This is a genomic window from Streptomyces sp. DSM 118878, assembly GCF_052936595.1.
The window spans coordinates 2,954,780-2,978,646 of sequence record NZ_CP193622.1 but is presented as its reverse complement, the minus strand read 5'-3'; the positions used below and the strand labels follow the sequence as shown (position 1 = coordinate 2,978,646).

Genomic DNA, 23,867 nt, shown 5'->3' with positions numbered 1-23,867 from the left:
GGCCGCCGGGACAGGCGAACCTCGACCCACACTGGAGGTCCCGGTGACGACACGTGGAGTTCTGTACGTGCACTCCGCTCCGCGCGCGCTGTGCCCACACGTCGAGTGGGCCGTCGCGGGCGTGCTCGGCGCGCGTGTGAGCCTCGACTGGATCAGGCAGCCCGCGGCGCCGGGCACCTGGAGATCCGAATTCTCCTGGCAGGGCTCGGTGGGCACCGCCTCCAAGCTCGCCTCCGCCCTGCGCGGCTGGCAGATGCTGCGCTTCGAGGTCACGGCGGAGCCCTGTCCGAGCGCCGAGGGCGAGCGGTACAGCGCCACGCCCGAGCTCGGCATCTTCCACGCCGTCACCGGGCTGCACGGCGACATCCTCATCCCCGAGGACCGGCTGCGCGCCGCCCTGGCCCGCTCCCAGCGCGGCGAGAGCGACCTGGCCGCCGAGCTCGCCAAGCTCCTCGGCAAGCCCTGGGACGACGAGCTCGAACCGTTCCGCTACGCGGGCGAGGGCGCGCCCGTGCGGTGGCTGCACCAGGTCGTGTGAGACCGCATACGTACGAAGAAGGCCGGCGTACGTACGAGCAAGGCCCGCCCGGAAGTCTCCGGGCGGGCCTTGCTCGTCAGTGGGTCGTCAGGGTCGTCAGGGTTGTCAGGCCCGTCAGTGGGCTCACACGCTCCTGAACGCCAGGACCACGTTGTGACCGCCGAAGCCGAACGAGTCGTTCAGCGCCGCGATCCTGCCCTCGGGCAGCGCGCGGGCCTTGTCGCGGATGACGTCCGCGTCGACCTCGGGGTCGAGGTTCTGGATGTTGATCGTCGGCGGGGCGATGCGGTTCTTCAGCGCGAGGACCGTGGCCACGGTCTCCACGCCGCCCGCGCCGCCGAGCAGATGACCGGTCATCGACTTGGTGCTGGCGATCGCCATGTGGTCCACGTCGTCACCGAACGCCTTGCGCAGCGCCTTGATCTCCGCGACGTCACCCTGCGGCGTCGAGGTGGCGTGCGCGTTCACGTGCACGACCTCGGCGGGCTTGAGGTCGGTGGTGTCGACCAGGTTCTGCAGGGCCGCGGCGATGCCGTTGCCGGACGGCTCGGGCTGCGTGATGTGGTGCGCGTCGGCCGAGATGCCCTGGCCGACGGCCTCCGCGTAGATCTTCGCGCCGCGGGCCTTGGCGTGCTCCTCGGACTCGAGGACGATCACACCGGCGCCCTCGCCGAGCACGAAGCCGTTGCGGTCCGCGTCGTAGGGGCGCGAGGCGCCCTGCGGGTCGTCGTTGTTCTTGGACATCGCCATCATGTTGCCGAACGCGACGATCGGCAGCGGGTGGATCGCCGCCTCCGTGCCGCCCGCGACGACGACGTCGGCACGGCCGGTGCGGATCATCTCGATCGCGTAGCCGATGGCCTCGGCGCCCGAGGCGCAGGCCGACACCGGGGTGTGGACGCCCGCGTGGGCACCCAGCTCGATGCCGACGTTGGCCGCCGGGGAGTTGGGCATCAGCATCGGCACGGTGTGCGGGGAGACGCGGCGTACGCCCTTCTCCTTCAGCACGTCGTACTGGTCCAGAAGAGTGGTCACGCCGCCGATGCCGGAGGCGATGACCGCGCCCAGACGGTGCGGGTCCACCGAGGCGTCCTCGCCCGCCTTGGCGGTGTAGCCGGCGTCCGCCCAGGCCTCCTTGGCCGCGATCAGCGCGAACTGCGCCGAACGGTCCAGCTTGCGGGCCTGCGGCCGGGGAATGATCTCGCCCGGCTCCACGGCGATCTGACCGGCGATACGGACGGGCAGCTCGGCCGCCCAGTCCTGCTCCAGAGCGCTGACGCCGGAGCGGCCCGCGAGCAGGCCCTCCCACGTCGACGCTGCGTCGCCACCCAGCGGTGTGGTTGCGCCGATACCGGTGACGACCACGGTGCGATTGGTCGAGTTCACAGGAAAATTCTCCACGGTGTTGAGGGGATCAGCGGCGCCACCGCCGGGTGGCGACTGAGCACGAGCTCGGTCAGTTCTGGTGCTCGAGGATGTACTTGGTCGCGTCGCCGACCGTCTTGAGGTTCTTGACGTCGTCGTCCGGGATCTTGACGTCGAAGCGCTCTTCGGCGGCGACGACGACCTCGACCATGGACAGCGAGTCGACGTCCAGGTCGTCGGTGAAGGACTTGTCCAGCTGGACGTCCTCGACCGGGATGCCGGCGATCTCGTTCACGATCTCGGCGAGACCGGCGACGATCTCTTCCTGAGTGGCGGCCATGTTGGCGCTCCTTCTTGTGTATCCAGAGGGTGTGGCGCCCGCCGCGGCAGCGGCAGGTTGGTTACGCCGTACGGATCGGATGATCCGGACGTGATGCCTAGGGGAGGGTAACGACCGTGGCGGCGTACACGAGACCCGCCCCGAAGCCGATGACGAGCGCGGTGTCGCCGCTCTTCGCCTCGCCGGTCGCCAGGAGCCGCTCCATCGCGAGCGGGATCGAGGCGGCCGAGGTGTTGCCGGTGGTGCGCACGTCACGGGCGACCGTCACGTGCTCCGGCAGCTTCAGAGTCTTCACCATCGAGTCGATGATCCGCTCGTTGGCCTGGTGCGGAATGAAGACATCCAGATCGTCCGGGGTAATTCCGGCCGCGTCCAGCGCCTGCTGAGCGACCTTCGCCATCTCGAACACGGCCCAGCGGAACACCGCCTGGCCCTCCTGCGTGATGGCGGGGAACTTCTCGGGAGAGCCCTCGCGGTACTCCTCCCAGGAGATCGTCTGCTTGATCGTCTCGGACTTGTCGCCCTCCGAGCCCCAGACCGTCGGGCCGATCTTCGGCTCCTTGGAGGGGCCGACGATCACGGCACCGGCGCCGTCACCGAAGAGGAAAGCCGTCGCGCGGTCGGTCAGGTCGGTGAGGTCGCTCAGCCGCTCCACGCCGATGACCAGCACGTGCTCGGCGGAACCGTCGGTGACCATGCCCCTGGCGAGCGTCAGCCCATAGCCGAACCCGGCGCAGCCCGCGGAGATGTCGAACGCGGCGGGCTTGCCCGCACCGATCTTGTCCGCGATCTCGGTGGCGATCGCCGGGGTCTGCTTGAAGTGCGAGACGGTGGAGACGATCACGCCGCCGATCTGCTCGGGCGTGATGCCCGCGTCGGCGATCGCCTTGCCCGCGGCCTCGACGGACATCGCGGACACGGTCTCCTCGTCGGAGGCCCAGTGCCGGGTCGCGATGCCCGAGCGGGAACGGATCCACTCGTCGGACGAGTCGATCGTCTCCAGGATCACCTCGTTCGGCACGACACGGGTGGGCCGGTAGCCGCCGACGCCCATGATCCGCGCGTACGGGGCGCCCTGACTGGGCTTGATCTTCGACATGCGCTACGGCTCCTTGTCAGTCGTCGGCTCAGGAATGCTCGGCGACGAGCGCGCGGGCCGCTTCGAGGTCGTCGGGGGTCTTGACCGCGAGCGTCTTGACGCCGGGCAGGGCGCGCTTGGCCAGGCCGGTGAGGGTGCCGCCGGGGCACACCTCGACGACGGCCGTGACGCCCAGCTCCTTGAACGTCTCCATGCACAGGTCCCAGCGGACCGGGTTGGCGACCTGACCGACCAGGCGGGAGATCACTTCGGCACCGGAGGCGACGGTCTTCCCGTCCCGGTTGGAGACGTAGACGATCTTCGGGTCGGCGGCGGTCACGCCCTGTGCGGCCTCTTCGAGCTGCGAGACGGCGGGGGCCATGTGGTGCGTGTGGAAGGCGCCCGCGACCTTGAGGGCGATGACCTTGCGGACGCCCTCGGGCTTGTCGGCCTCCAGGGCGGCGAGCTGCTCCTTGGTGCCCGCGGCCACGATCTGGCCCGCGCCGTTCACGTTCGCCGGCGTCAGGCCGAGCTTCTCCAGGTGCGCCGTGGTGACCTCGGGGTCACCGCCGAGCAGCGCCGCCATGCCGGTCTCGGTGACCGCGGCGGCCTCCGCCATGGCGAGACCGCGCTTGCGCACGAGCCGCAGGGCGTCGTCGTCGGAGAGCACACCCGCGTACGCCGCGGCGGTGATCTCGCCGATGCTGTGTCCCGCGACGGCGCCGGGCGCGATGTCACCCAGTGCCGAGGCGGAGAGCAGCCCCGCGGCCACGAGCAGCGGCTGCGCCACGGCGGTGTCGCGGATCTGGTCCGCGTCGCCCTGCGTGCCGTAGTGGGCGAGGTCGAGCCCGATGGCGTCCGACCAGGCGCCGAGACGGTCGGCGGCGCCTGGGAGGTCGAGCCAGGGGGTCAGGAAGCCGGGCGTCTGAGCGCCTTGGCCGGGAGCGACGAGTACGAGCACTCTCACACTCTCTCTTGTGGACGGCGTAACTGGCCGGTGGGGACAGGGACGAAGAACGGCTGACGGAATTGTAGGAGTCCAACAAAAGGCTGGGACTAGTGATCCCTGTCGGCCAGACGCCCCAGGATCAGCGCGATCCGCAGCGTGAACGCGGAGCGTACGTCCGAGGGTGACCAGCCGGTGACGTCAGTCACACGTCGGAGCCGGTAGCGCACGGTGTTGGGGTGGACGAAAAGCATCCGGGCAGCGCCTTCGAGGCTGCTCGCCTGCTCCAGATAGACACTCAGCGTCTCCAGGAGCGCGGAGCCCGCTTCCTCCAGCGGTCTGTAGATCTCCTCCACCAACTGGTCACGGGCCGCCGGATCACCGGCCATGGCGCGCTCGGGCAGCAGATCGTCCGCGAGAACGGGCCGCGGGGCGTCCTGCCAGGCGGCGGACGCCTTGAGCCCGGCGGCGGCGGCCTGCGCGGAACGCGTGGCGGCGAGCAGGTCGGGGACGATCGGACCCGCCACGACGGGGCCCGCCGCATACGGGCCGATCAGCGCCTTGGCCACGGCCAGCGGATTGTCGTTGCCGCCCGCGATGACGACGAGACGCGTGCCGAGGACACCGGTGAGGACCTGGAGCTTGGCGTGCCGGGCGGCGCGGCGGATCGCCTCGACGGTCAGCTCGCTGTCGCCGTCGGGGGCGGTGCCGAGGATCACGCAGACGTGGTCGGGGGAGTTCCAGCCGAGCGCCGCGGCCCGGCTCACCGCGCCCTCGTCGGCCTCGCCGGACAGCACCGCGTTGACGACGAGCGACTCCAGGCGCGCGTCCCAGGCACCGCGCGCCTCGGCGGCCTGCGCGTACACCTGAGCGGTGGCGAAGGCGATCTCACGGGCGTAGACGAGGAGGGCCTCGCGGAGGATGGACTCGTCCCCGGGGGCGGCGACCTCATCGATCGCCGACTCCATCACCTCGATCGTCGTACGCACCATCTCCACCGTCTGGCGCAGGGTGATCGCCCTGGTCAGCTCGCGGGGGGCGGTGCCGAAGACGTCGGTGGAGATGGCCTGGGGGGCGTCCGGACGCCGGAACCACTCGGTGAACGCGGCGATACCGGCCTGCGCCACCAGGCCGATCCATGAGCGGTTCTCCGGCGGCATCGCCCGGTACCAGGACAGCGTCTCGTCCATGCGTGCGATGGCCTGCGCCGCGAGACTCCCGGACGACTTCTCCAGGCGCTTCAGGGTCGCGGTATGGGCATGCGTCGCGGTATGGGCATGCGGGGTCCGGCCGTCCTGGCCGGCCCCCGGCTGGGACTCCTGCGGCACCCCTCGCGGGGACTCCGGCTTGGCTTCGTTCGCTGAGGGTTCGGGCACGGGACAAGACTGCCTTATCGGGGCGGGGGCGTGCGGGGGCGGGGGTTTGGCCGGGGGTTGGGTTGGGGGTTGGGGGTGAGGGTTGCGGTGCCGGCGGTCGGCTTCGGGGCCGGGGGCTGTCGTCACGGCGCCTGTCTTGGGGTGGGGCGTGTGGTTGGGGCGAGCTGGGCCGGCGGGGCTCGGCGGCTGAATTCGGGGCAGCCGTGGGCGGGCCGGGCGGTCGGCTTCGGGGGAGCTGTGGACGGTGCCGGCGGTCGGCTTCGGGGGAGCCGTGGGCGGGCCGGGCGGTCGGCTTCGGGGGAGCTGTGGACGGTGCCGGCGGTTGGCTTCGGGGGGAGCCGTGGGCGGGCCGGGCGGTCGGCTTCGGGGGAGCTGTGGACGGTGCCGGCGGTTGGATTCCGGGCAGCCGTGAGCGGGCCCGGCGGTCGGCTTCGGGGGAGCCGTGGGCCACTTCGCGGCTAACGTGGGGAAGGTGATTGAAGTACGGCGCTCCGGCGACCGGTACCGCGGCGGGGAGCCGGCGGCCGGAATCGAGTCCCTGCACGCCTTCTCCTTCGGGCCCCACTACGACCCCGACAACCTCCGCTTCGGCGCCATCCTCGCCTGCAACGAAGAGCGTCTGGCGCCCGGCGCGGGCTTCGACGAACACCCCCACAGCCACACGGAGATCGTGACGTGGGTCGTCGAGGGCGAGCTCACCCACCGGGACTCGACGGGCCACACCTCCCTGGTCCGCCCCGGCGACGTCCAGCACCTCTCCGCCGCGGGCGGCGTCCGCCACGTGGAGCGCAACGACGGCGACGCCCCTCTCGTCTTCGTCCAGATGTGGCTGGCCCCCCTCACTCCCGGCGGCGACCCGTCCTACGAGGTCGTGCGCGGCATAGCCGACTCGACCCCCTACGCGGTACCCGCCGCGGGCGCACTGCTCCACGTACGCAGACTCGCCCCCGGCGAACGAGCCGCCCTCCCCGACGCACCGCACCTCTACGTCCACGCGCTCCGCGGCGAGGCCGGCCTCGGCCAGGAACTGCTGGCCCCGGGGGACTCGGCCCGGGTCACGTCGGAGCCGGACCTCGCGGCGGCAGCCACGGGCGGCGGGGCGGCGGAGCTGCTGGTGTGGGAAATGACCACCGGCTGAGCACGGCCCCGCGCGGCCGGACGCAGCCGCCGGCCCCTCCTCACGGTCCAGCCCCTCCTGGCGGTCCGGTCGTCCCGGGGGCCGGTCACCCAGGCGGTCCGGTCGTCCCGGGGGCCGGTCACCCAGGGGGACGACCCCCGCGTCAGAGTTCCGCGAGCACCGCGTCGGTGAACGGGGGCCAGACCTCTGTGGCCCACGGCCCGAAGGGGCGATCGGTCAGCGCCACGCAGGCGGCCCCGGCATCGGGGTCGACCCACAGGAACGTCCCGGCCTGCCCGAAGTGCCCGAACGTCCGCGGCGACGACGTACTCCCCGTCCAGTGCGGCGACTTGGAGTCCCGGATCTCGAACCCGAGCCCCCAGTCGTTGGGATTCTGGTGTCCGTACCCCGGCAGCACACCCTTCAGCCCCGGATACGTCACCGTCATCGCCGCCGCCACCGTCCGCGCGTCGAGCAGCCGCGGCGCCTGCACCTCGGCCGCGAACCGCACCAGGTCGTCCACGGTCGAGACGCCGTCCTTCGCCGGCGAGCCGTCCCCTTCGAGCGAGGTGGCCGTCATCCCCAGCGGTTCGAGCACCGCCTGGCGCAGATACTCCCCGAAGGGGATGTCCGTCGCCTTGGCGATGTGATCACCGAGGACCTCGAAACCGGCGTTGGAATACAGCCGCCGCACTCCCGGCGCCGACGTCACCCGGTGCTCGTCGAAGGCGAGGCCGCTGGTGTGCGCGAGCAGGTGCCGTACCGTCGACCCCTCGGGCCCCGCAGGCTCGTCCAGCTCCACCGCGCCTTCCTCGTACGCCACGAGCGCCGCATAGGCCGCGAGCGGCTTCGTCACCGAGGCGAGGGCGAACCGCCGGTCGGTCGGTCCGTGCGCCCCGGCCACCGTCCCGTCCGCGCGTACGACGGCGGCGGCAGCGGTGGGGACCGGCCAGTTCTCGATCAACGCCAGGCTCTGCATGCGCCCGAGCCTAATTCCTCGTCGGGTTCCGGGTGCTCCCGGGTGCTGCCAGCCGGCGATTGGACGGCCGCCGGGCAACCATCCGACGACCCTCGGGCGGTCCTCGGGCGGTCCTCGGGCGACCAAGGGACGAGACGTCCCACCTTTTCCTCCGAATCCGCTTGCTTGGAGTGCACTCCAACGTTCTAGCGTGAGGGCCATGACGGTGATGGAGACCACGCCCGCACCACCCCCCACCGGGGCCAAAGCCCACAGCTGTGCCGCGGAGCCCGGACACCCGCGTCCGATCGGCCAGGACCACTACACGATCAGCGAGGTCGCCGCCTTCACCGGCCTGACCGCGTACACCCTGCGCTGGTACGAGCGGATCGGCCTGATGCCGCACATCGACCGTTCCCACACGGGGCAGCGCCGCTACCGCAACCGCGACCTGGACTGGCTCGCCTTCGTCGGCAAGCTCCGTCTCACCGGCATGCCCGTCGCCGACATGGTCCGCTATGCCGAACTCGTCCGCGAAGGCCAGCACACCTTCGCCGAGCGCCATGACCTCCTGGAACAGACCCGGCGCGACGTGCGCACCCGCATTGCCGAGCTGCAGGACACCCTCGCCGTCCTGGACCACAAGATCGATACTTACGCGGGCGCCCGCAAGGCGCCGGAGAGGCCCTGAACACTGATGACGCAGAACATCGCGAAAGCACGGCTCGGCAACGACGGCCCCGAGGTGGGCGTCCAAGGCCTCGGCTGCATGGGCATGAGCTTCGCCTACGGCCCCACCGACACCGACGAGGCCCGCGCCACCCTTGACCGCGCCCTCGAACTGGGCATCACCTTCTACGACACCGCCGACGTCTACGGCATGGGTGAGAACGAGAAATTCCTCGCCCCCTTCCTCAAGGCACACCGCGACGAGATAGTCCTCGCCACCAAGTTCGCCCTGGCCATCGACCCGGCCGAACCGACCAAGCGGCGCATCGACAACTCCCCCGACTACATCCGCGCCAGCGTCGACGCCAGCCTGCGCCGCCTGGGCACGGACGTCATCGACCTCTATTACATGCACCGCCGTGACCCACAGGCCCCCATCGAGGAGACGGTCGGCGTGATGGCCGAGCTCGTCACCGCGGGGAAGGTCAAGCACCTCGGCCTCAGCGAGGTCACAGGGCCCGAACTGCGTGCCGCTCATGCCGTCCATCCCATCGCCGCCGTTCAGTCGGAGTGGTCGCTCTTCAGTCGTGACATCGAGAAGGGCGTGGTCCCCGCCGCCGCCGATCTCGGCGTGGCCCTCGTCCCCTACTCCCCGCTCGGCCGCGGCTTCCTCACCGGTGCCTTCGTCCACGCCGACAAGGAACTGGGCAAGGACGACTTCCGCCGCCAGCACCCCCGCTTCACCGGTGACAACGCCGCCGCCAACGCGGCCCTGCTCGCCCCCGTCCGCACGGTCGCCGACGCCCACGGCGTGAGCCTCGGCCAGGTCGCCCTTGCCTGGGTCCAGCAGCAGAGCGCGGTCCACGGCCTGCCGGTCATCCCGATCCCCGGCACTCGCAAGCGCACCCGCGTCGAGGAGAACACGGCGGCCACCCGCATCACCCTCACCGACGACGAACTCGCCCTGCTGGCCCCGATCGCCGCCGGCGTCTCGGGCAACCGCTACGCCGACATGAGCTTCACCTCGGCGGGCCGCGAGTAACCGCGACGGTCCATAAGTGACCGCCATGGGCCTGTGACCGCCATCCCCACCGTGTGACCGCCATGGGCCAGGAGTGACCTCAACGGGCTGCTGCCGAGCCCTGCAGCTTCGTCCGCTCACGTCACGCCCGGTGCTCACGTCAGCCCTAGCGCGAAGACCGCGAAGCCGGCCGCCAGGAGGCCCGCCAGCGCGCGGCGGGTGTGGGACGCCCGCTGCCAGGGGGCCTCGAAGCCGCGGGCGTACCGGCCTATCAGCACAAGCAGTGCCGCGAGCACCGGCAGCCAGGCCACCCGCGCCGCTATCCAGCCGAGGGAGTCGGGGCCCGTGGTCAGCCCCGGTATCGCCCCCAGGAACGAGCCCGGCACGGCCGCCGCGAGCAGCGCTGTCTGGTGCCAGCACAGGATGGTCATCGCCGACAGGTTGATCACGACGACCGGTGCCCACAGGGCGGGCCGGCGCAGCAGCCCGCCGATGCGGTCCCGCAGCAGGATCGCGGCGCCGCTCTGCGCGGCGGCCAGGGCGAGGACCAGCAGCGACGGGGGATGTGAGTTCGTGCGGGCCTCTCCGGGGACACCGACCATCGACGTCGGGTAGCCGAAGGCGAGCAGCAGCGCGGCGAAGAGAGCGGTGCCGCCGAGGAGCAGCAGCCAGGCGCCCCGCCTGCCCAGCCTCCTCTCGCCCCAGGAGACGCCCAGTTGGTAGGCGAACATCCAGCCCGGCAGCAGATTGAGCAGGTTCAGCCAGGAGGGCATGGCGTCCGCGAACGGGCCGTAGCGCAGGAAGTCGACGAGGGCGACCGAGCCGAGAAGGGGCAGCGCGGCCCAGGCACCCAGCCGCTTCGTGGCGCGTATGCACCAAGGCGTGAGAGCCGTGATCACTGTGTAGACACCCACGAACCACAGGGGCTGAATGACCAGCGTGGACGCGGTGCGCAGGGTCGTGCCCGGCACTCCTGCCGCGTGCAGTACGGGGATCAGCGCGGCCCAGACCGCCGTCACCCCGAGCACCGGCCGGCCAAGCCGGGCCACACGTCCCCGCAGCCAGCCACCGGTCGACTCCCCGCGCGCGACCGCCCGCCGGTAGGACATCGCGGAGGCGTAGCCGCCCACGAGGAAGAAGATGCCCAGCATCTGCAGCACCCAGCTGAGCGGTGCGAAGAAGCCGAATGAGGACAGTGGGCTCGCGTTGTGCAGAGCGCCCCCGGAGTCGAGGGTGAATCCACCCAGGAGCCAGTGCCCTGTCGGCACGGCGAGGAGGGCGAGGGCACGCAGCCCGTCGATGGCCCGGTCGCGATGGGCGGGGGTCTTGGCGTCGATGGCGGCCGCGGCTTGGCGCACACCACGCAGCCCCGGCAGGTCACGCAGGCCGGACAGTGCGCGCTGTTCGCGCCGGCCGGGCTGTTCGCTGAGAACGGGAAGGCTCATGTCCGTGCTCCGATGCCTCGCGTGCTGATAGGGGTCTCACCGGCGGAGTCGCCTCCGTCGGCGATGCGGGCGAAGGCCCGCAGTGAGTCGGTGCCGGGGGCGAAGTAGCCGGTGTGGCCCTTCGCTCGCTCGGCGGGGACGCGCCGGGCGCCGAAGCCGGGGGCGGTCGGGTCCTCGCCGTGGCCGAGCCCGAACAGCTCGACGTTCGGCACCTTGCCGATCCAGTCGCTGTCGTCCTTGGCCGCCCAGACGCGGGCCCCGGTGTGCAGATCGGCCACGCTGTCCGCTCGCATACCGGGGGAGCCGAGCACCACCAGGTCCCTCGCGGGCAGCCGGGGCGCGGCGAGGCCGCAGACCACCGAGCCATAGCTGTGGCAGAAGAGGGCGGGCCGGGGGGTGCCTGCCGCCGTCAGGCCCTGGGCGAAGCGCGCCAGGCGGGGTGCGCCCGCCTCGGCGAGCCGGCCCGTGGCCGCGTCGGGGCCGACGCCGACCGGGGTGGTGTACCCCACCCAGGCCACCACGGCAGTGCGGTCACCGGCCGCCGAGCGTAGTGAGCGGGCCATTCCCGCGGGCGTGCCGTACGTGTCCTTGGCGCGGTCGAAGGTGTTCAGGTCGATGTCGGAGCCCGGCACCACGACGGAGACATGCCGTGCGCCCGCCAAGTCCCCGTACACCTCGGCGACCTGGCCCCGCCCGCGGGGGTCGAAGGCCAGTATCTGCCGCCCCGGGGCGAGCAACTCGTCGTACCGGACCACCGATGCGCGTGCGCGCTCGTGGTCCTGCGCGGTGAGGTCGGGGTCAGTGGAGCGGGACCGCTCGCGCGCACGCTCGGCGCGGAGCGAGAGGGTATTGGCCTTGTACCGAAGGGCTATGGGGGCACCGTCCAGGTTGCCCACCACCGACGGGTGCCGTGTCACCAGTCGCTCCCGCTGCCCGGCACTCAACGACGCGAAGAACGCGGCGACCCGAGCGGGGGAAGTGCTTGCGGGATCCGGGAGCCGGGAACCAGACGAATGGTCCGCGCGCCACGAACTCGTGCCCGGAGGCGGGCCCGTGAGCGGCTGCTGTTCGTTTCCGAGGGCCCAGCCGGCCGTGCCCGTCACCGCTGTCGTCGTCAGCGCGACGGCGACCAGTGCCCGCTTGCTCCGAGCTTTCCATGACCGAAGCCGCATGGCCGGTCTCCCTCCCCGATTTCGTGGCGCCAGTGGCCTGACGCTGCGAAAGGTAGGGAGACGGTGATCGGCGGCACGTCACACCGGGGAGCCAACTCGCGGGTGATACCGGAGTATTCGATGGCGCCCGGCAGTGCTACCTCAGTAGGGGGTGGGCTACTGCTCGCCGGGCGTGACCAGGCCCGATTCATAGGCGAAGATCACAGCCTGGGCGCGGTCCCGCAGGTCCAGCTTGTTGAGGACACGGCCGATGTGTGTCTTCACCGTCTGCTCGGCCAGCACCAGGCGCTCGGCGATCTGCTGGTTGGAGAGGCCGCGTGCGATCAGCACCAGTACCTCGGTCTCACGCGGTGTCAGGCCGTTGAGCCGCAGCGCCTCGCGCGGAGCGGGCCGCTGCTTGGCGAAGTCCGCGATCAGGCGCCGGGTCACCGACGGGGCGAGCAGCGCCTCGCCGGACGCCACCACGCGTACGGCAGAGATCAGGTCGGCGGGTGGCGCGTCCTTGAGGAGGAAGCCGGAGGCCCCGGCGCGCAGCGCCTCGTACACGTAGTCATCGACGTCGAAGGTGGTGAGCATGAGCACCTTGGGCACGTGCACCACTCCCGGCGGCGGGTCCAACAGGGCGCGGGCGGCGCTCAGTCCGTCCAGCTCCGGCATGCGGACGTCCATCAGGACCACGTCGGGGTGGGTGCTTCGGCTGACCTCGATGCCCTTCTGGCCGTTCGCCGCCTCGCCCACGACGTCGATGTCGCTCTGCGCGGCCAGCAGGGCGGCGAATCCCGCGCGCACCATGTTCTGGTCGTCGACGATGATCACGCGGATGGTCATGCGGTGCCGGAGCCCTTCGGGAGGAGGGGGAGCCGGGCGGCGACGCGGAAGCCGCCGTCGGGCAGTGGCCCGGCGTCGACCGTGCCGCCGACCAACCGTACGCGCTCGCGCATGCCGACGAGCCCGTGGCCCGTACCGCCGCCCTCCAGTGGGGCGGGCGGCCCATCCGAGGGGCCGTTGACGACGAGGATCAGAAGGTACTGGTCGTCCAAACTGACCGTGATCTTGGTGCGGGCGCCCGGCGCGTGGCGCATCACGTTCGACAGGGCTTCCTGCACGATCCGGTAGGCGGACAGGTCCACGGCAGGGGACACGTCGGCCAGATGCGTCAGGATCGCGAGTTCGGGGCGTGACATGTCGATCGGTATGCCGGCTCTCACCGTGGCCTCGACCAGGTGCGGCAACCGGTCGAGGCCGGGCTGTGGCGACCGCTCGCCGTTCGCGCCCTCGCTGCGCAGCACCGCGAGCAGCCGCCGCATCTCGGTGAGGGACTCCCGGGCGCTCGCCGCTATGCTGCCGAACTCCTCGCGGGCCGCGTGGGGGAGACCGTCCAGCCGGTAGGGCGCGGAGTCGGCCTGGACCGTGATCACCGACATGTGGTGGGCGACGACATCGTGCAACTCGCGGGCGATGCGCGCACGTTCCTCCAGAAGCGTGCGCTGGGCGCGCTCCGCCTCGCTGATGGTCTCCTGCTCGACGAGTCGGCGCCGGGCGTCGCCGCGCTCGCGCAGCAGCGTGCCGAGCAGCAGCACGGAGCCGCTCAGCACGATCAGCAGCACGCTGGTGTCCTGGCTCCCCTCGCCGCTGAACGCGCCGAGCACCAGCCCGGACACGACCGTGACCATCCAGATGCCCAGGAGTGTGCGGCGGCTCTCGCGCAGGGACAGCGCGCAGCACAGGACCACGTACCCCACGATGATCGCGGGGGTCCAGGGGGCCGGGCGGCCGGAGTCGGCGGACATCGTGACGATCGCACCGATGATGTCGGCCGTGATCACGATCCACCAGGCCGGGAGCGGCCGGGTCATCGCGAGGAGCAGCGGGGCGGACTGCGCCACGGCCAGGGCCCCCGCAAGACCGCCGCCCACGCCGTAGTCGTTCGCCAGCACTTGTACGGTGACCGGGATCAGGACGACGACGAAGCCGAGCGCGATCACCTGGGGCAGCAGCCGCACCCAGCGCTTGGGGGCGTCGGCGAGCAGCGGCTTGGTCGATACGGCCGGTGTCGAGAGCGAGACTCCCGCGGTCCGCAGACCGTCGAAGACCGCGGCCGCCGCACGTCGGACACCGGCCTCGCGGCTGTCCGGCTCCGGGACGGGACGGCGGGGCTTCTGGTCGTGAGGCGGTGTCGAGGATGCGCTGTTCATGGCCCGATCAGCGTAGGCGTCCCGCCCTTCTCGTGCCGTCATACCAGGGTGCTGGACCGCACCTCATACCCCGGTATCACCGCGGCTGTGCACCTGGCACTCGTGGCCGCGCGGATCACAGCTCCGCCAGAAGCTCGGCCTTCTTCGCCGTGAACTCCTCGTCCGTGAGCAGGCCCGCCTGGTGCAGTTCGCCGAGGTGGCGGATGCGGTCCGCGATGTCCGCCGGGTCGCGCCGGGTCACGGTCGCCGTGGCGGCGCCGACGCCGTCGGGAGGCAGGGCGGGACCGGACGTCCGTACCGCCGCGAGGACCGAGGCGGCGAACGGCAGCGACTCATGGACCGGGCCGTAGCCGAGGCCGAAGACGACGGCCGCGGGGTCCTGGTCGGCCTGCCCGGGCCGCACCGCCGAGGCGTCCCGGGGCAGCAGCCGCAGGTGTCCCTCGAAGAGCTCGGGGGAGCGCCATTCGATGCCGGTCAGGTCGCAGACGGCGAAGCTCTGGTCGCCGGCCTTCCACTTCGCCGACGAGGCGCCCGTCCAGAACCACCGGAAGGAGACCTGCTTGCCGTCGAAGGACGCCTTCCCGTCGTACGCCTTGAACTGTTGGGGCGCTTCGGGCGCGGCCACCAGATAGCGGTCGGCGGGCTCGCCGTCGTCGGGTCGGAGCTGGGCCCGCAGCTCGTCCGCGTAGTACTCGGCCAGCGTCTCCCGCTCGGCGGGCAGCACGAGGCGGTAGGGGTCGCAGCCGTCCTTGAGCTGGCCGGCCGCGGCTTCCATCAGTGGATCGGCGCCCGGTCTCGGCACGGCGTGCAGCACCACGGTCCCGCGTTTGCCGGGGGAGAGGGTCACCGCCGCGATCGCCTCATACGGGATACGCCGTTCACCGAGCGCCTGGAAGAGCTTCGGCGTGCGGATTCCCCGTTCGAAGCGGATGAGCATGGAGTCGGACCCGAACTCCCAGGCGGCATGAAATCCGGCCAGTACGTCACCCATGCGGCTCATCGTAGGCGGCACGCGCGCCTCCGTCCCTCCTGTGGCGGCCCGCTGTTCCATCGATTTCTACGCGCGTCAGGCCGCTGCCGCGCCGGGAATGCCTTCCCGGCAGGCGTCGTCCCGACTCGCGCACCGGACACTGTCATATGTTCCGGTGCCGATCTCGGCGAAATTGCGCAGGCTTTCCGTGCCCGGCTCGAAGTAGCCGGTGTGACCCTTCGCGCCGGTGGCGGACAGCACCCGCGCGCCGAAACCGCCCGACACCGGGTCGGCGCCGTGGCCGATCCCGCCGACCTCCATGTACGGCACATCCTGAATCCAGTCGTCGCTGTCCCGTGCGGCCCAGATCCGGGCCCCAGTGCCCAGCTCCGAAACCTTGTCGGCCCGCATGCCCGGGCTGCCCGCGACCGCGATGTCCGTCACCCGCGCGGGCAGGGTCCGCGCGGCCACACCGCACACCACGGAGCCGTAGCTGTGGCAGTACAGCGCGACCGGGGAGCGGCCGGGCAGGCCACGCACCATCGAGTCCAGGCGTGCGGCCCCGCTCTCGGCACGCATGGCCGTCGCCGCGTCCACGCCGATGCCGACAGGCGCGGTGTAGTCGGCCCAGGCGATCACGGCGGTACGCGCGCGTGGGCTCGTCGTGTGCTCCGCGCGGTAGAGCGCCTTGGCCATGCCCACCGGTGCCGAGTACTTGCGGAAGGTCCGCTCGAAGGTCAGCACGTTGGTGTCGACGCCTGGCACCACAACGGAGACGCGGCGGGCCTTGTCGAGGTCTCCGAAGACTTCCGCCATGCGGCCGGAGCCCATGGGGTCGAAGGCGAAGACCTGGCGCTCCGGGTGCATCATGACGCCGAACCGCTTCATGCGGCGCTCGGCCTCCTGCTTCCCCAGCGGGGAAAGGCGTTGGTCGTGCATGCGGTCCCGCTCCACCTCGCGGGCCTGCCCGAGTGCGATGCGGTTGGCGCGATATCGCAGTTGGACGGGCGCGCCGTTCATGTTGCCGACCGCCAAGGGGTAACGCGCGGCGAGCTGGTACCGCTGCCGCTTGTCGAGCGAGGCGAAGAAGTGGCTGAGCCGGGAGACGGGAGCATCGGCGTCGGGCAGGGCGCGCCCGCCGATTTTCCCGTGTTCCCACGCGGTGACCGCTGCTTCCAGAGGCGATGAGCTGCCTCTGTTGTTGCGCACCGCGGTCCAGCCCGTCGTCGCCAGCATGACGAACACGACCGCGAGCGCAAGGAGAGCGCGCCAGGCGTTGAGTTGGGGTGAGGAGTCGAAGGAAGTCACTGCCGAACACCCTAGGAGAATCGTGACGCATACCGGGCATCGCGTGAGGCAGATCACGTTTCCAGGTGCCTAATCGAGGCATAGTGGACGCACTTTGGCCCCGCTTGCTCACGCTCCGTACGCGCCTTCGAAGGCTGCCGCGCTGGAGGTTCGAGCGCCCGTGCGGACGGCCGCCGCCGGCTACCGCGCGTGCCAGTTCTCCGCCAACGCGGGTCCCAGATGATCGAGATACTCCCCCGTGAGCCGGCGGATCGACTCCAGGCTGGTGTCCTCGCCCGCGCCCCACAGCCTGCCGGTCGCGCGCATCACTCCGCTGAACGCCGCCACCGCCACCCGCGGTCGCGGATCGGTCTCCATGTCCAGCCCCTCGCGCTCGGCGATGACGCGGGTGACTTCGTCCTCGGTCTCGATGGAGCGGCGCATGTGGACGGCGAGCAGGGAGGGTGTCGACTCGATCATCTGGTACGTGCTCATGTGCAGCTCGACGGGGACGACCTCCTCGATCGACTGCCCCATCGCCTCCCAGGCGCCCAGCACGGCTTCGCGCAGCGCCACAAGGGGGGCCTCGTGGGCGGGGCGCTCACGCAGTGCCTCGACGAATCGCGCCTCGACCATCTCCTGGACGGCGAAAACGGCTTCCTGCTTGTTCGTGAAGTACCGGAAAAACGTGCGCTGGGACACGTCGACCGCCTCGGCGATCTCGTCGACGGTGGTCTCCTCGTACCCCTTGGTGGTGAAGAGTTCGAGCGCTGCGCGCAGGAGCGCGTTCCGGGTGCGCTGTTTCTTGCGCTCCCGCAGTCCCGGTCCGGAGTTCACACCTTGGTCCTCGTTTCGCCTCTTTGCGCGGCTCAGCCTACCTGTGAGCCACGTGACAGTTACCGACTAGTGAATTGGTTTGTCAACTGTCAGTCGCTGTCACTAATCTCGCCGTATGACTAGTCAGACCACCGTCGAACAGGCGGACAAGGCGCCGGAGCCCGCTTCCGCTCCGGCCCCGGCCAAGGGGCTCCGCGGCCACCCCTGGCTGACGCTCTTCTCCGTCGCCATCGGCGTGATGATGGTCGCCCTGGACGGCACCATCGTGGCGATCGCCAACCCGGCCATCCAGAAGGACCTCGGCGCCACCTTCGCGGAGGTCCAGTGGATCACCAATGGCTACTTCCTGGCGCTCGCCGTCGCGCTGATCACCGCGGGCAAGCTCGGTGACCGCTTCGGCCACCGCCAGACATTCCTGATCGGCGTGGTCGGCTTCGCCGCCGCATCAGCCGCCATCGGCCTCTCCGACAGCATCGCCCTGGTGGTCACCTTCCGCGTGCTCCAGGGTCTGTTCGGCGCCCTGCTGATGCCCGCGGCGCTCGGTCTGCTCCGTGCCACCTTCCCGGCCGAGAAGCTGAACATGGCCATCGGCATCTGGGGCATGGTGATCGGCGCCTCCACGGCGGGCGGCCCGATCCTCGGCGGTCTCCTGGTCCAGCACGTCAGCTGGCAGTCCGTCTTCTTCATCAACGTGCCGGTCGGTGTCCTCGCCCTGGTGCTCGGCCTGGTCATCCTCAAGGACCACCGGGCCGAGAACGCCCCCAAGTCCTTCGACGTCCTGGGCATCGTGCTGCTCTCGGCTGCCATGTTCTGCCTGGTCTGGGCGCTCATCAAGGCGCCCGAGTGGGGCTGGGGCGACGGCCTGACCTGGACGTTCATCGGTGTGTCCGTGCTGAGCTTCGTGTGCTTCGCGGTGTGGGAGTCGAAGGTCAAGGAACCGCTCATCCCGCTCGCCCTGTTCCGCTCGGTGGCGCTCTCCGCCGGTGTGGTCCTGATGGTGCTCATGGCCATCGCCTTCATGGGCGGCCTCTTCTTCGTCACCTTCTACTTGCAGAACGTGCATGGAATGAGCCCCGTCGACAGCGGTCTGCACCTGCTGCCGCTCACCTGCATGATGATCGTGGGCTCGCCGCTGGCCGGAGCCATGATCACCAAGGTGGGCCCGCGCATCCCGCTGGCCGGCGGCATGGCACTCACGGCCATCGCCATGTTCGGCATGTCCACGCTGGAGGCAGGGACCGGCAGCGGTCTCATGTCGCTCTGGTTCGCCCTCCTCGGCCTCGGCCTCGCCCCGGTCATGGTCGGCGCGACCGAGGTCATCGTGGGCAACGCGCCGATGGAGCTCTCCGGCGTGGCCGGCGGCCTCCAGCAGGCCGCGATGCAGATCGGCGGCAGCCTCGGCACGGCCGTCCTCGGTGCCGTCATGGCCTCCAAGGTCGACAGCGACCTGGCCGGAAACTGGGCCGATGCGAAGCTCCCGCCGCTCGGTGAGGCCGACCTCGACAAGGCCGCCGAGGCCGTCCAGGTGGGTCTGGCACCGGTGCCGCCGAAGGCGCCGCCGTCGGTCGTCGAGCAGATCACCTCGGTCGCGCACGACACCTTCATGTCGGGCATGGGTCTGGCCTGTCTCGTCGCCACCGGCGTCGCCGTCGTCGCGGTCTTCGTCGCGTTCCTCACCAAGCGTGGCGCCAACGCGGAGGCCGGCGCGGGCGTGGGCCACATCTAGCCCGACCGCCATCCGGCAGACCTCCACAGCATTCGACTGACCTCCACAGCCGTCCGGCCGCGGAGGTCAGGGAAAGCCCCTCAGGGAAAACCTGGGGGGCTTTCATGTATCAGGGTGACGCACCCCTTAAAGCCCTTCCGAAGCCCCGCTCGGCCGGTCCACAGTTCAGGCAGGCGATCCGCACGCCGCGGACGACCGAGCCACACCACGTGGCAGACCGGTCCACACCAACAGTGGGCAACCGAGCCCATCCACACGGGGGTTGAAGAAGATGCGTACGACCATTCCCGCCACCGCCACCGCCACCGTCACCGCCACTCTCACCACTGCCACTCTCACCACTGCCACTCTCACCGCCGCCGCCGTACTCGCCGCGGTGATCCTGACGCCCGCGAGCACCGCGACCGCCGCCGCGGCCGCTGCCCCACCCACGCTCCGGGACTGCGGAGCGGGCGAGCTCTGCCTCTGGGAGAAGGCGGGATTCGAAGGGACCCGGAAGACATACGAGTTGGCCGACATCGACATCGAGAGCTGCATCGCGCTGCCGGCGGGGAGCGGTGCCCAGGCCCTGGCCAACCGCACCGGCCGACCGGTCACCACCTACCAGTCCACGGAGTGCGCGGAGACGGGCGAGTTCGACACCTACCCGGGCGGCGGCACCTGGGTTCCCGACTCGCCTTACCGCGTCCGCGCCTTCAAAGTCTGGGAGAGCTGAATGCGGGTACTCGACGCACAGAGCCCGAAACGGCCGACGTCGGCCGACGCGAGGAACGATGATGACGGGCTTCGGACAGAAAACGCGCGTGCACCCTCGCTCACGAGACCGGACGTGGCCTCGGAGCGGGCCGGACCGCGCGACGCTCTGGACGGCGGCCGGGGCGGCCACCACGACCGGCCCGTCCTGAGAACGCCGGAGGGCGGCGGGCCCAACGCCCGCCACCCTCCGGCCAGGAAACGACTACGCGTCGCCGCCCGCCGCGCCCGGGTCGGCCGCCGCGACGTCGAGGAGCTGGTAGCGGTCGATCGCCTGCTTCAGTACGGAGCGGTCGAGCTTGCCGTCACGGGCCAGTTCGGTCAGCACGCCCACCACGATCGACTGGGCGTCGATGTGGAAGAAACGGCGGGCAGCGCCGCGCGTGTCGGCGAAGCCGAAGCCGTCCGCGCCGAGCGACTGGTACGTGCCGGGCACCCAGCGGGCGATCTGGTCGGGGACGCTCCGCATCCAGTCGGAGACGGCCACGAACGGGCCCTCGGCACCGGAGAGCTTCCGCGTCACGTACGGGACGCGCTGCTCCTCCTCCGGGTGCAGGAAATTGTGGCGCTCCACCTCCACGGCCTCGCGGCGCAGCTCGTTCCAGGAGGTCGCCGACCAGACGTCCGCCTTGACGTTCCACTCCGAGGCCAGGATCTGCTGGGCCTCGACCGCCCACGGCACGGCGACGCCGGACGCCAGGATCTGCGCGGGAATGGCGCCCTGCTCGCCGGACTTGAAGCGGTAGACGCCCTTGAGGATGCCGTCGACGTCCACGTCCGCCGGCTCGGCCGGGTGCTGGATGGGCTCGTTGTAGACGGTGAGGTAGTAGAAGACGTCCTCGCTGTCGGGGCCGTACATCCGGCGCAGACCGTCCTGGACGATGTGGGCGATCTCGTAGCCGAACGCCGGGTCGTAGGCGACGCAGCCGGGGTTGGTGGAGGCGAGTAGCTGTGAGTGGCCGTCCGCGTGCTGCAGGCCCTCGCCGGTCAGGGTGGTGCGTCCGGCCGTCGCACCGAGGACGAAGCCGCGGGCGAGCTGGTCGGCCATCTGCCAGAACTGGTCGCCGGTGCGCTGGAAACCGAACATCGAGTAGAAGACGTACACGGGAATGAGCGGTTCGCCGTGGGTGGCATAGGCCGAACCCGCGGCGATCAGAGAGGAGGTGCAGCCGGCTTCGGAGATGCCGTCGTGCAGCATCTGGCCCGTCGGGGACTCCTTGTAGGCGAGGAGCAGTTCGCGGTCCACGGCTTCGTACTGCTGGCCGAGCGGGTTGTAGATCTTCGCGCTCGGGAAGAAGGCGTCCATGCCGAAGGTGCGGTACTCGTCGGGGGCGATCAGCACGAAACGCTTGCCGATCTCCTTGTCCCGCATGAGTTCCTTCAGGATGCGGACGAACGCCATGGTGGTGGCGATCGACTGCTGGCCCGAACCCTTCTTCGCGACCGCGTACGTCTTGTCCTCGGGGAGGCGCAGGGGTTTGGCACGCACCACGCGGGTCGGGACATAGCCGCCGAGGCTCTTGCGGCGGTCGTGCATGTACTGGATCTCTTCCGAGTCCCGGCCGGGGTGGTAGTACGGAGGGGCGCCGTCCTCCAGCTGCTTGTCCGGGATCGGGATGTGCAGACGGTCGCGGAAGCCCTTGAGGTCGTCGGCCGTCAGCTTCTTCATCTGGTGCGTGGCGTTGCGGCCCTCGAAGTTCGGGCCGAGGGTCCAGCCCTTGACCGTCTGGGCGAGGATCACCGTCGGCTGACCCTTGTGGGCCTTGGCCGCCGCGTAGGCCGCGTAGACCTTCTTGTGGTCGTGGCCGCCGCGGCCGAGGTGCAGGATCTGCTCGTCGGACATGTTCTCGACCATGGCGCGCAGCCGCTGGTCGTCGCCGAAGAAGTGCTCTCGGATGTAGGCGCCGGTCTCGGTCGCGTACGTCTGGAACTGTCCGTCGGGGGTGGTGTTCAGCCGGTTGACCAGGATGCCGTCGCGGTCCTGGGCGAGCAGCGGGTCCCAGCTGCGGTCCCAGACGAGCTTGATGACGTTCCAGCCGGCGCCGCGGAACTGCGACTCCAGCTCCTGGATGATCTTTCCGTTGCCGCGCACCGGGCCGTCGAGCCGCTGGAGGTTGCAGTTGACGACGAAGGTGAGGTTGTCCAGGCCCTCGCGGGCGGCGATGGAGAGCTGGCCGAGGGACTCGGGCTCGTCCATCTCGCCGTCGCCGAGGTAGGCCCAGACGTGCGACTTGGAGGTGTCGGCGATGCCGCGGGCCTCCATGTAGCGGTTCATCCGGGCCTGGAAGATCGCGCCGAGCGGGCCGAGGCCCATGGAGACCGTCGGGAACTCCCAGAAGTCCGGCATGAGGCGGGGGTGCGGGTACGACGACAGGCCGTGCGGTGCCTTGGACTTCTCCTGACGGAACGCGTCGAGCTGCTGTTCGGAGAGCCGGTCGAGGAGGAAGGCGCGGGCGTAGATGCCGGGGGAGGCGTGCCCCTGGAAGAAGATCTGGTCGCCGCCGTCGCCCTCGTCCTTGCCGCGGAAGAAGTGGTTGAAGCCCACGTCGTACAGAGAAGCGGAGGAGGCGAACGTCGCGATGTGGCCGCCGACGCCGATGCCGGGGCGCTGGGCCCGCGACACCATGACCGCGGCGTTCCAGCGGGTCGCGTTCAGGACCTTGCGCTCGATCTCCTCGTTGCCGGGGAAGAAGGGCTCGTCCTTGGTGGCGATCGTGTTGACGTAGTCCGTGCTGCGCATCTCGGGAACCGCCACACGCTTCTCGCGTGCGCGTTCGATGAGCCGGAGCATCAGGTAGCGGGCCCGCTCGCGTCCGCGTTCGTCGACCGCGGCATCGAGGGAGTCAAGCCACTCCTGGGTCTCTTCGGGATCGAAGTCCGGGACCTGACTGGGCAGGCCGCCAATGATGATCGGGTTGCGATCGGATCCGGAAGCCACGCTGTTCCTTCGCTGTTGGGGCTCTCGCCTGGGTTCTGCCTGGCCTTGCACCGCTGTCCATCGTGTACCCGACGAACGCGAACGTCATCTCTACCGATAGGTAACCGAGTAGGTAACCGAGACGTTGAACCGGCGACCCTGCGGTAGGCTCGACCAAATCGCAACGATACGCCCATCCTGCCTAGCCGCTTCGCTGAGCCGTTCGGTCTCGTACGGATGAGGCGGCAGTTGCGGCGACACGACGGGGAACGTCACCGTTTCGGCGGTCTCGGCGGCCGGGTACTTGCGCGATCCGCCCCGCCCGTGTGGACTACGGCCAACGCCCCGCGCACGCGCGTGGCTGAAGGCATTCTCGAAAAACATGATCAGGAGGCAATCCGTGAGCGCGACCGCGGACCACGCGGAGACGAACCTTGCCGTAAGGCTTGGTTTCCAGCCCGACCAGGTGGTCCAGGAGATCGGCTACGACGACGACGTCGACCAGGAGCTCCGCGAGGCCATCGAGCAGGCCACGGGCACAGAGCTCGTCGACGAGGACTACGACGACGTGGCTGACGCCGTGGTGCTCTGGTTCCGTAAGGACGACGGGGACCTGACTGATGCGCTGGTGGATGCCATCGCGTACATGGAGGAGGGCGGCCAGATTCTGCTGCTGACTCCGAAGACCGGCCGCGACGGTTACGTCGAGCCGAGCGACATCGGTGAGGCCGCCACCACCGCGGGCCTGTCCCAGACGAAGAGCACGAACGCCGGCAAGGACTGGAGCGGTACCCGCCTGGTCACGCCCAAGGCGGCGGCCAAGAAGCGCTGACGACGCTCGCGCCGAGCCGCGCGCCTTCCAGGATCGCGCCGAGCTGCGACGATCCCACCAGATGACACCGTGAGGCCCTCACCGATGACTCCGTCGGTGAGGGCCTCACGCGCGCGTGGACGCCGCACAAGGCCCGCAGGCCCCCGCCACGGGGCACGCCCCCGCCACGGGGCACGTGTCCACCGCCACGGGCAGGCCCACCGCCCCGGAGGCGGCCGCCGAGGGCGCCGCGGCCGCCGAGGCCGGACCGCAGCCGTACCGCATGGGCGAAGATCGGCGGACGTAGGGTGGTATCACCCGAACAGCCCCGGCCGAGGGGCTCCAT

At 70.5% G+C, this 23,867-nt stretch carries 22 protein-coding genes and 1 pseudogene; 9 read left to right on the top strand and 14 right to left on the bottom strand.

Annotated elements, in window-relative coordinates; genetic code table 11:
* The first annotated feature begins 43 nt into the window (after window positions 1-43).
* Window positions 44-538: a DUF3145 domain-containing protein gene (locus ACRAKF_RS13085; protein ID WP_447037200.1), complete on the top strand. Its 495-nt coding sequence runs from the start codon at window positions 44-46 to the stop codon at window positions 536-538.
* Window positions 539-661: 123 nt separating this feature from the next.
* On the opposite strand, the gene fabF is transcribed toward ACRAKF_RS13085, so the two are convergent.
* From fabF to ACRAKF_RS13060, 5 genes are all read right to left on the bottom strand, one after another.
* Window positions 662-1,924 (bottom strand): beta-ketoacyl-ACP synthase II, encoded by a 1,263-nt coding sequence (fabF, locus tag ACRAKF_RS13080; protein WP_447037199.1) that lies wholly within the window; start codon window positions 1,922-1,924, stop codon window positions 662-664.
* A 70-nt stretch (window positions 1,925-1,994) separates the two neighbouring features.
* Window positions 1,995-2,243 (bottom strand): acyl carrier protein, encoded by a 249-nt coding sequence (locus tag ACRAKF_RS13075; RefSeq protein WP_030777934.1) that lies wholly within the window; start codon window positions 2,241-2,243, stop codon window positions 1,995-1,997.
* A 97-nt stretch (window positions 2,244-2,340) separates the two neighbouring features.
* Window positions 2,341-3,342, bottom strand: a complete 1,002-nt coding sequence (locus ACRAKF_RS13070; RefSeq protein ID WP_447037198.1) for a beta-ketoacyl-ACP synthase 3 — start codon at window positions 3,340-3,342, stop codon at window positions 2,341-2,343.
* A gap of 28 nt (window positions 3,343-3,370) precedes the next feature.
* The gene (locus ACRAKF_RS13065; protein ID WP_447037197.1) at window positions 3,371-4,282 is read right to left on the bottom strand and encodes an ACP S-malonyltransferase; all 912 of its coding nucleotides are present in this window, start codon (window positions 4,280-4,282) and stop codon (window positions 3,371-3,373) included.
* A 95-nt stretch (window positions 4,283-4,377) separates the two neighbouring features.
* The gene (locus tag ACRAKF_RS13060) at window positions 4,378-5,595 is read right to left on the bottom strand and encodes a PucR family transcriptional regulator (RefSeq protein WP_447041957.1); all 1,218 of its coding nucleotides are present in this window, start codon (window positions 5,593-5,595) and stop codon (window positions 4,378-4,380) included.
* A 520-nt stretch (window positions 5,596-6,115) separates the two neighbouring features.
* Between ACRAKF_RS13060 and ACRAKF_RS13055 the strand changes: the two genes are divergently transcribed.
* On the top strand, window positions 6,116-6,781 hold the full coding sequence (locus ACRAKF_RS13055; RefSeq protein ID WP_447037196.1) for a pirin family protein: 666 nt from the start codon (window positions 6,116-6,118) through the stop codon (window positions 6,779-6,781).
* A 142-nt stretch (window positions 6,782-6,923) separates the two neighbouring features.
* Here the strand turns inward: ACRAKF_RS13055 and ACRAKF_RS13050 are convergent, their stop codons facing one another.
* Window positions 6,924-7,739 carry a serine hydrolase domain-containing protein gene (locus ACRAKF_RS13050; protein WP_447037195.1) on the bottom strand — a complete coding sequence of 272 codons (816 nt, stop codon included), beginning with the start codon at window positions 7,737-7,739 and terminating at the stop codon, window positions 6,924-6,926.
* 199 nt (window positions 7,740-7,938) lie between these two features.
* On the opposite strand from ACRAKF_RS13050, the gene ACRAKF_RS13045 reads away from it, so the two are divergent.
* Entirely contained in the window at window positions 7,939-8,409 is a 471-nt protein-coding gene (locus ACRAKF_RS13045) for a MerR family transcriptional regulator (RefSeq protein WP_447037194.1), read from the top strand.
* A gap of 6 nt (window positions 8,410-8,415) precedes the next feature.
* Complete coding sequence (locus tag ACRAKF_RS13040; RefSeq protein WP_447037193.1) at window positions 8,416-9,429, top strand: aldo/keto reductase; 1,014 nt, start codon at window positions 8,416-8,418, stop codon at window positions 9,427-9,429.
* 134 nt (window positions 9,430-9,563) lie between these two features.
* On the opposite strand, the gene ACRAKF_RS13035 is transcribed toward ACRAKF_RS13040, so the two are convergent.
* The 7 genes from ACRAKF_RS13035 to ACRAKF_RS13005 form a co-directional block, all read right to left on the bottom strand.
* Entirely contained in the window at window positions 9,564-10,853 is a 1,290-nt protein-coding gene (locus ACRAKF_RS13035; protein WP_447037192.1) for an acyltransferase family protein, read from the bottom strand.
* Window positions 10,850-12,025: an alpha/beta hydrolase gene (locus ACRAKF_RS13030; protein WP_447037191.1), complete on the bottom strand. Its 1,176-nt coding sequence runs from the start codon at window positions 12,023-12,025 to the stop codon at window positions 10,850-10,852. Before ACRAKF_RS13030 ends, ACRAKF_RS13035 begins: the two co-directional genes overlap by 4 nt.
* 156 nt (window positions 12,026-12,181) lie before the next feature.
* Window positions 12,182-12,853 (bottom strand): response regulator, encoded by a 672-nt coding sequence (locus tag ACRAKF_RS13025; RefSeq protein WP_447037190.1) that lies wholly within the window; start codon window positions 12,851-12,853, stop codon window positions 12,182-12,184.
* Window positions 12,850-14,220 (bottom strand): sensor histidine kinase, encoded by a 1,371-nt coding sequence (locus tag ACRAKF_RS13020; protein ID WP_447037189.1) that lies wholly within the window; start codon window positions 14,218-14,220, stop codon window positions 12,850-12,852. Before ACRAKF_RS13020 ends, ACRAKF_RS13025 begins: the two co-directional genes overlap by 4 nt.
* A gap of 115 nt (window positions 14,221-14,335) precedes the next feature.
* Entirely contained in the window at window positions 14,336-15,211 is an 876-nt protein-coding gene (locus ACRAKF_RS13015; RefSeq protein ID WP_447037188.1) for a DUF4429 domain-containing protein, read from the bottom strand.
* Between the two features lie 75 nt (window positions 15,212-15,286).
* Window positions 15,287-16,498, bottom strand: coding sequence for an alpha/beta hydrolase (locus tag ACRAKF_RS13010; protein ID WP_447037187.1), 1,212 nt, complete (start codon window positions 16,496-16,498; stop codon window positions 15,287-15,289).
* Between the two features lie 180 nt (window positions 16,499-16,678).
* A complete protein-coding gene (locus ACRAKF_RS13005; protein WP_447037185.1) occupies window positions 16,679-17,314 on the bottom strand; it encodes a TetR family transcriptional regulator in 636 nt (211 codons plus the stop codon).
* 115 nt (window positions 17,315-17,429) lie between these two features.
* On the opposite strand from ACRAKF_RS13005, the gene ACRAKF_RS13000 reads away from it, so the two are divergent.
* The 3 genes and pseudogenes from ACRAKF_RS13000 to ACRAKF_RS12990 all read left to right on the top strand — a co-directional run.
* On the top strand, window positions 17,430-19,040 hold the full coding sequence (locus ACRAKF_RS13000; protein WP_447037183.1) for an MFS transporter: 1,611 nt from the start codon (window positions 17,430-17,432) through the stop codon (window positions 19,038-19,040).
* 271 nt (window positions 19,041-19,311) lie between these two features.
* On the top strand, window positions 19,312-19,755 hold the full coding sequence (locus ACRAKF_RS12995; RefSeq protein ID WP_447037182.1) for a peptidase inhibitor family I36 protein: 444 nt from the start codon (window positions 19,312-19,314) through the stop codon (window positions 19,753-19,755).
* 58 nt (window positions 19,756-19,813) lie between these two features.
* Window positions 19,814-19,903, top strand: a pseudogene (locus ACRAKF_RS12990) (small hydrophobic protein); the annotation flags it as partial.
* 95 nt (window positions 19,904-19,998) lie between these two features.
* On the opposite strand, the gene aceE reads toward ACRAKF_RS12990, so the two are convergent.
* Entirely contained in the window at window positions 19,999-22,731 is a 2,733-nt protein-coding gene (gene aceE / locus ACRAKF_RS12985; protein ID WP_447037181.1) for a pyruvate dehydrogenase (acetyl-transferring), homodimeric type, read from the bottom strand.
* 379 nt (window positions 22,732-23,110) lie between these two features.
* On the opposite strand from aceE, the gene ACRAKF_RS12980 reads away from it, so the two are divergent.
* Both ACRAKF_RS12980 and ACRAKF_RS12975 read left to right on the top strand, forming a co-directional pair.
* On the top strand, window positions 23,111-23,542 hold the full coding sequence (locus ACRAKF_RS12980; RefSeq protein WP_447037180.1) for a DUF3052 domain-containing protein: 432 nt from the start codon (window positions 23,111-23,113) through the stop codon (window positions 23,540-23,542).
* 115 nt (window positions 23,543-23,657) lie between these two features.
* Entirely contained in the window at window positions 23,658-23,828 is a 171-nt protein-coding gene (locus ACRAKF_RS12975) for a hypothetical protein (protein ID WP_447037179.1), read from the top strand.
* The last annotated feature ends 39 nt before the right edge of the window (window positions 23,829-23,867 follow it).

What these genes read in the sequence shown, in the direction of transcription:
- ACRAKF_RS13000 (WP_447037183.1), top strand. Translation starts at nt 17,430, where the DNA reads ATGACTAGTCAGACCACCGTCGAACAGGCGGACAAGGCGCCGGAGCCC.
- ACRAKF_RS12995 (WP_447037182.1), top strand. Translation starts at nt 19,312, where the DNA reads ATGCGTACGACCATTCCCGCCACCGCCACCGCCACCGTCACCGCCACT.
- ACRAKF_RS13015 (WP_447037188.1), bottom strand. Translation starts at nt 15,211, where the DNA reads ATGGGTGACGTACTGGCCGGATTTCATGCCGCCTGGGAGTTCGGGTCC.
- ACRAKF_RS13020 (WP_447037189.1), bottom strand. Translation starts at nt 14,220, where the DNA reads ATGAACAGCGCATCCTCGACACCGCCTCACGACCAGAAGCCCCGCCGT.
- ACRAKF_RS13050 (WP_447037195.1), bottom strand. Translation starts at nt 7,739, where the DNA reads ATGCAGAGCCTGGCGTTGATCGAGAACTGGCCGGTCCCCACCGCTGCC.
- ACRAKF_RS13045 (WP_447037194.1), top strand. Translation starts at nt 7,939, where the DNA reads ATGACGGTGATGGAGACCACGCCCGCACCACCCCCCACCGGGGCCAAA.
- ACRAKF_RS13040 (WP_447037193.1), top strand. Translation starts at nt 8,416, where the DNA reads ATGACGCAGAACATCGCGAAAGCACGGCTCGGCAACGACGGCCCCGAG.
- ACRAKF_RS13070 (WP_447037198.1), bottom strand. Translation starts at nt 3,342, where the DNA reads ATGTCGAAGATCAAGCCCAGTCAGGGCGCCCCGTACGCGCGGATCATG.
- ACRAKF_RS13025 (WP_447037190.1), bottom strand. Translation starts at nt 12,853, where the DNA reads ATGACCATCCGCGTGATCATCGTCGACGACCAGAACATGGTGCGCGCG.
- ACRAKF_RS13035 (WP_447037192.1), bottom strand. Translation starts at nt 10,853, where the DNA reads ATGAGCCTTCCCGTTCTCAGCGAACAGCCCGGCCGGCGCGAACAGCGC.
- ACRAKF_RS13075 (WP_030777934.1), bottom strand. Translation starts at nt 2,243, where the DNA reads ATGGCCGCCACTCAGGAAGAGATCGTCGCCGGTCTCGCCGAGATCGTG.
- ACRAKF_RS13030 (WP_447037191.1), bottom strand. Translation starts at nt 12,025, where the DNA reads ATGCGGCTTCGGTCATGGAAAGCTCGGAGCAAGCGGGCACTGGTCGCC.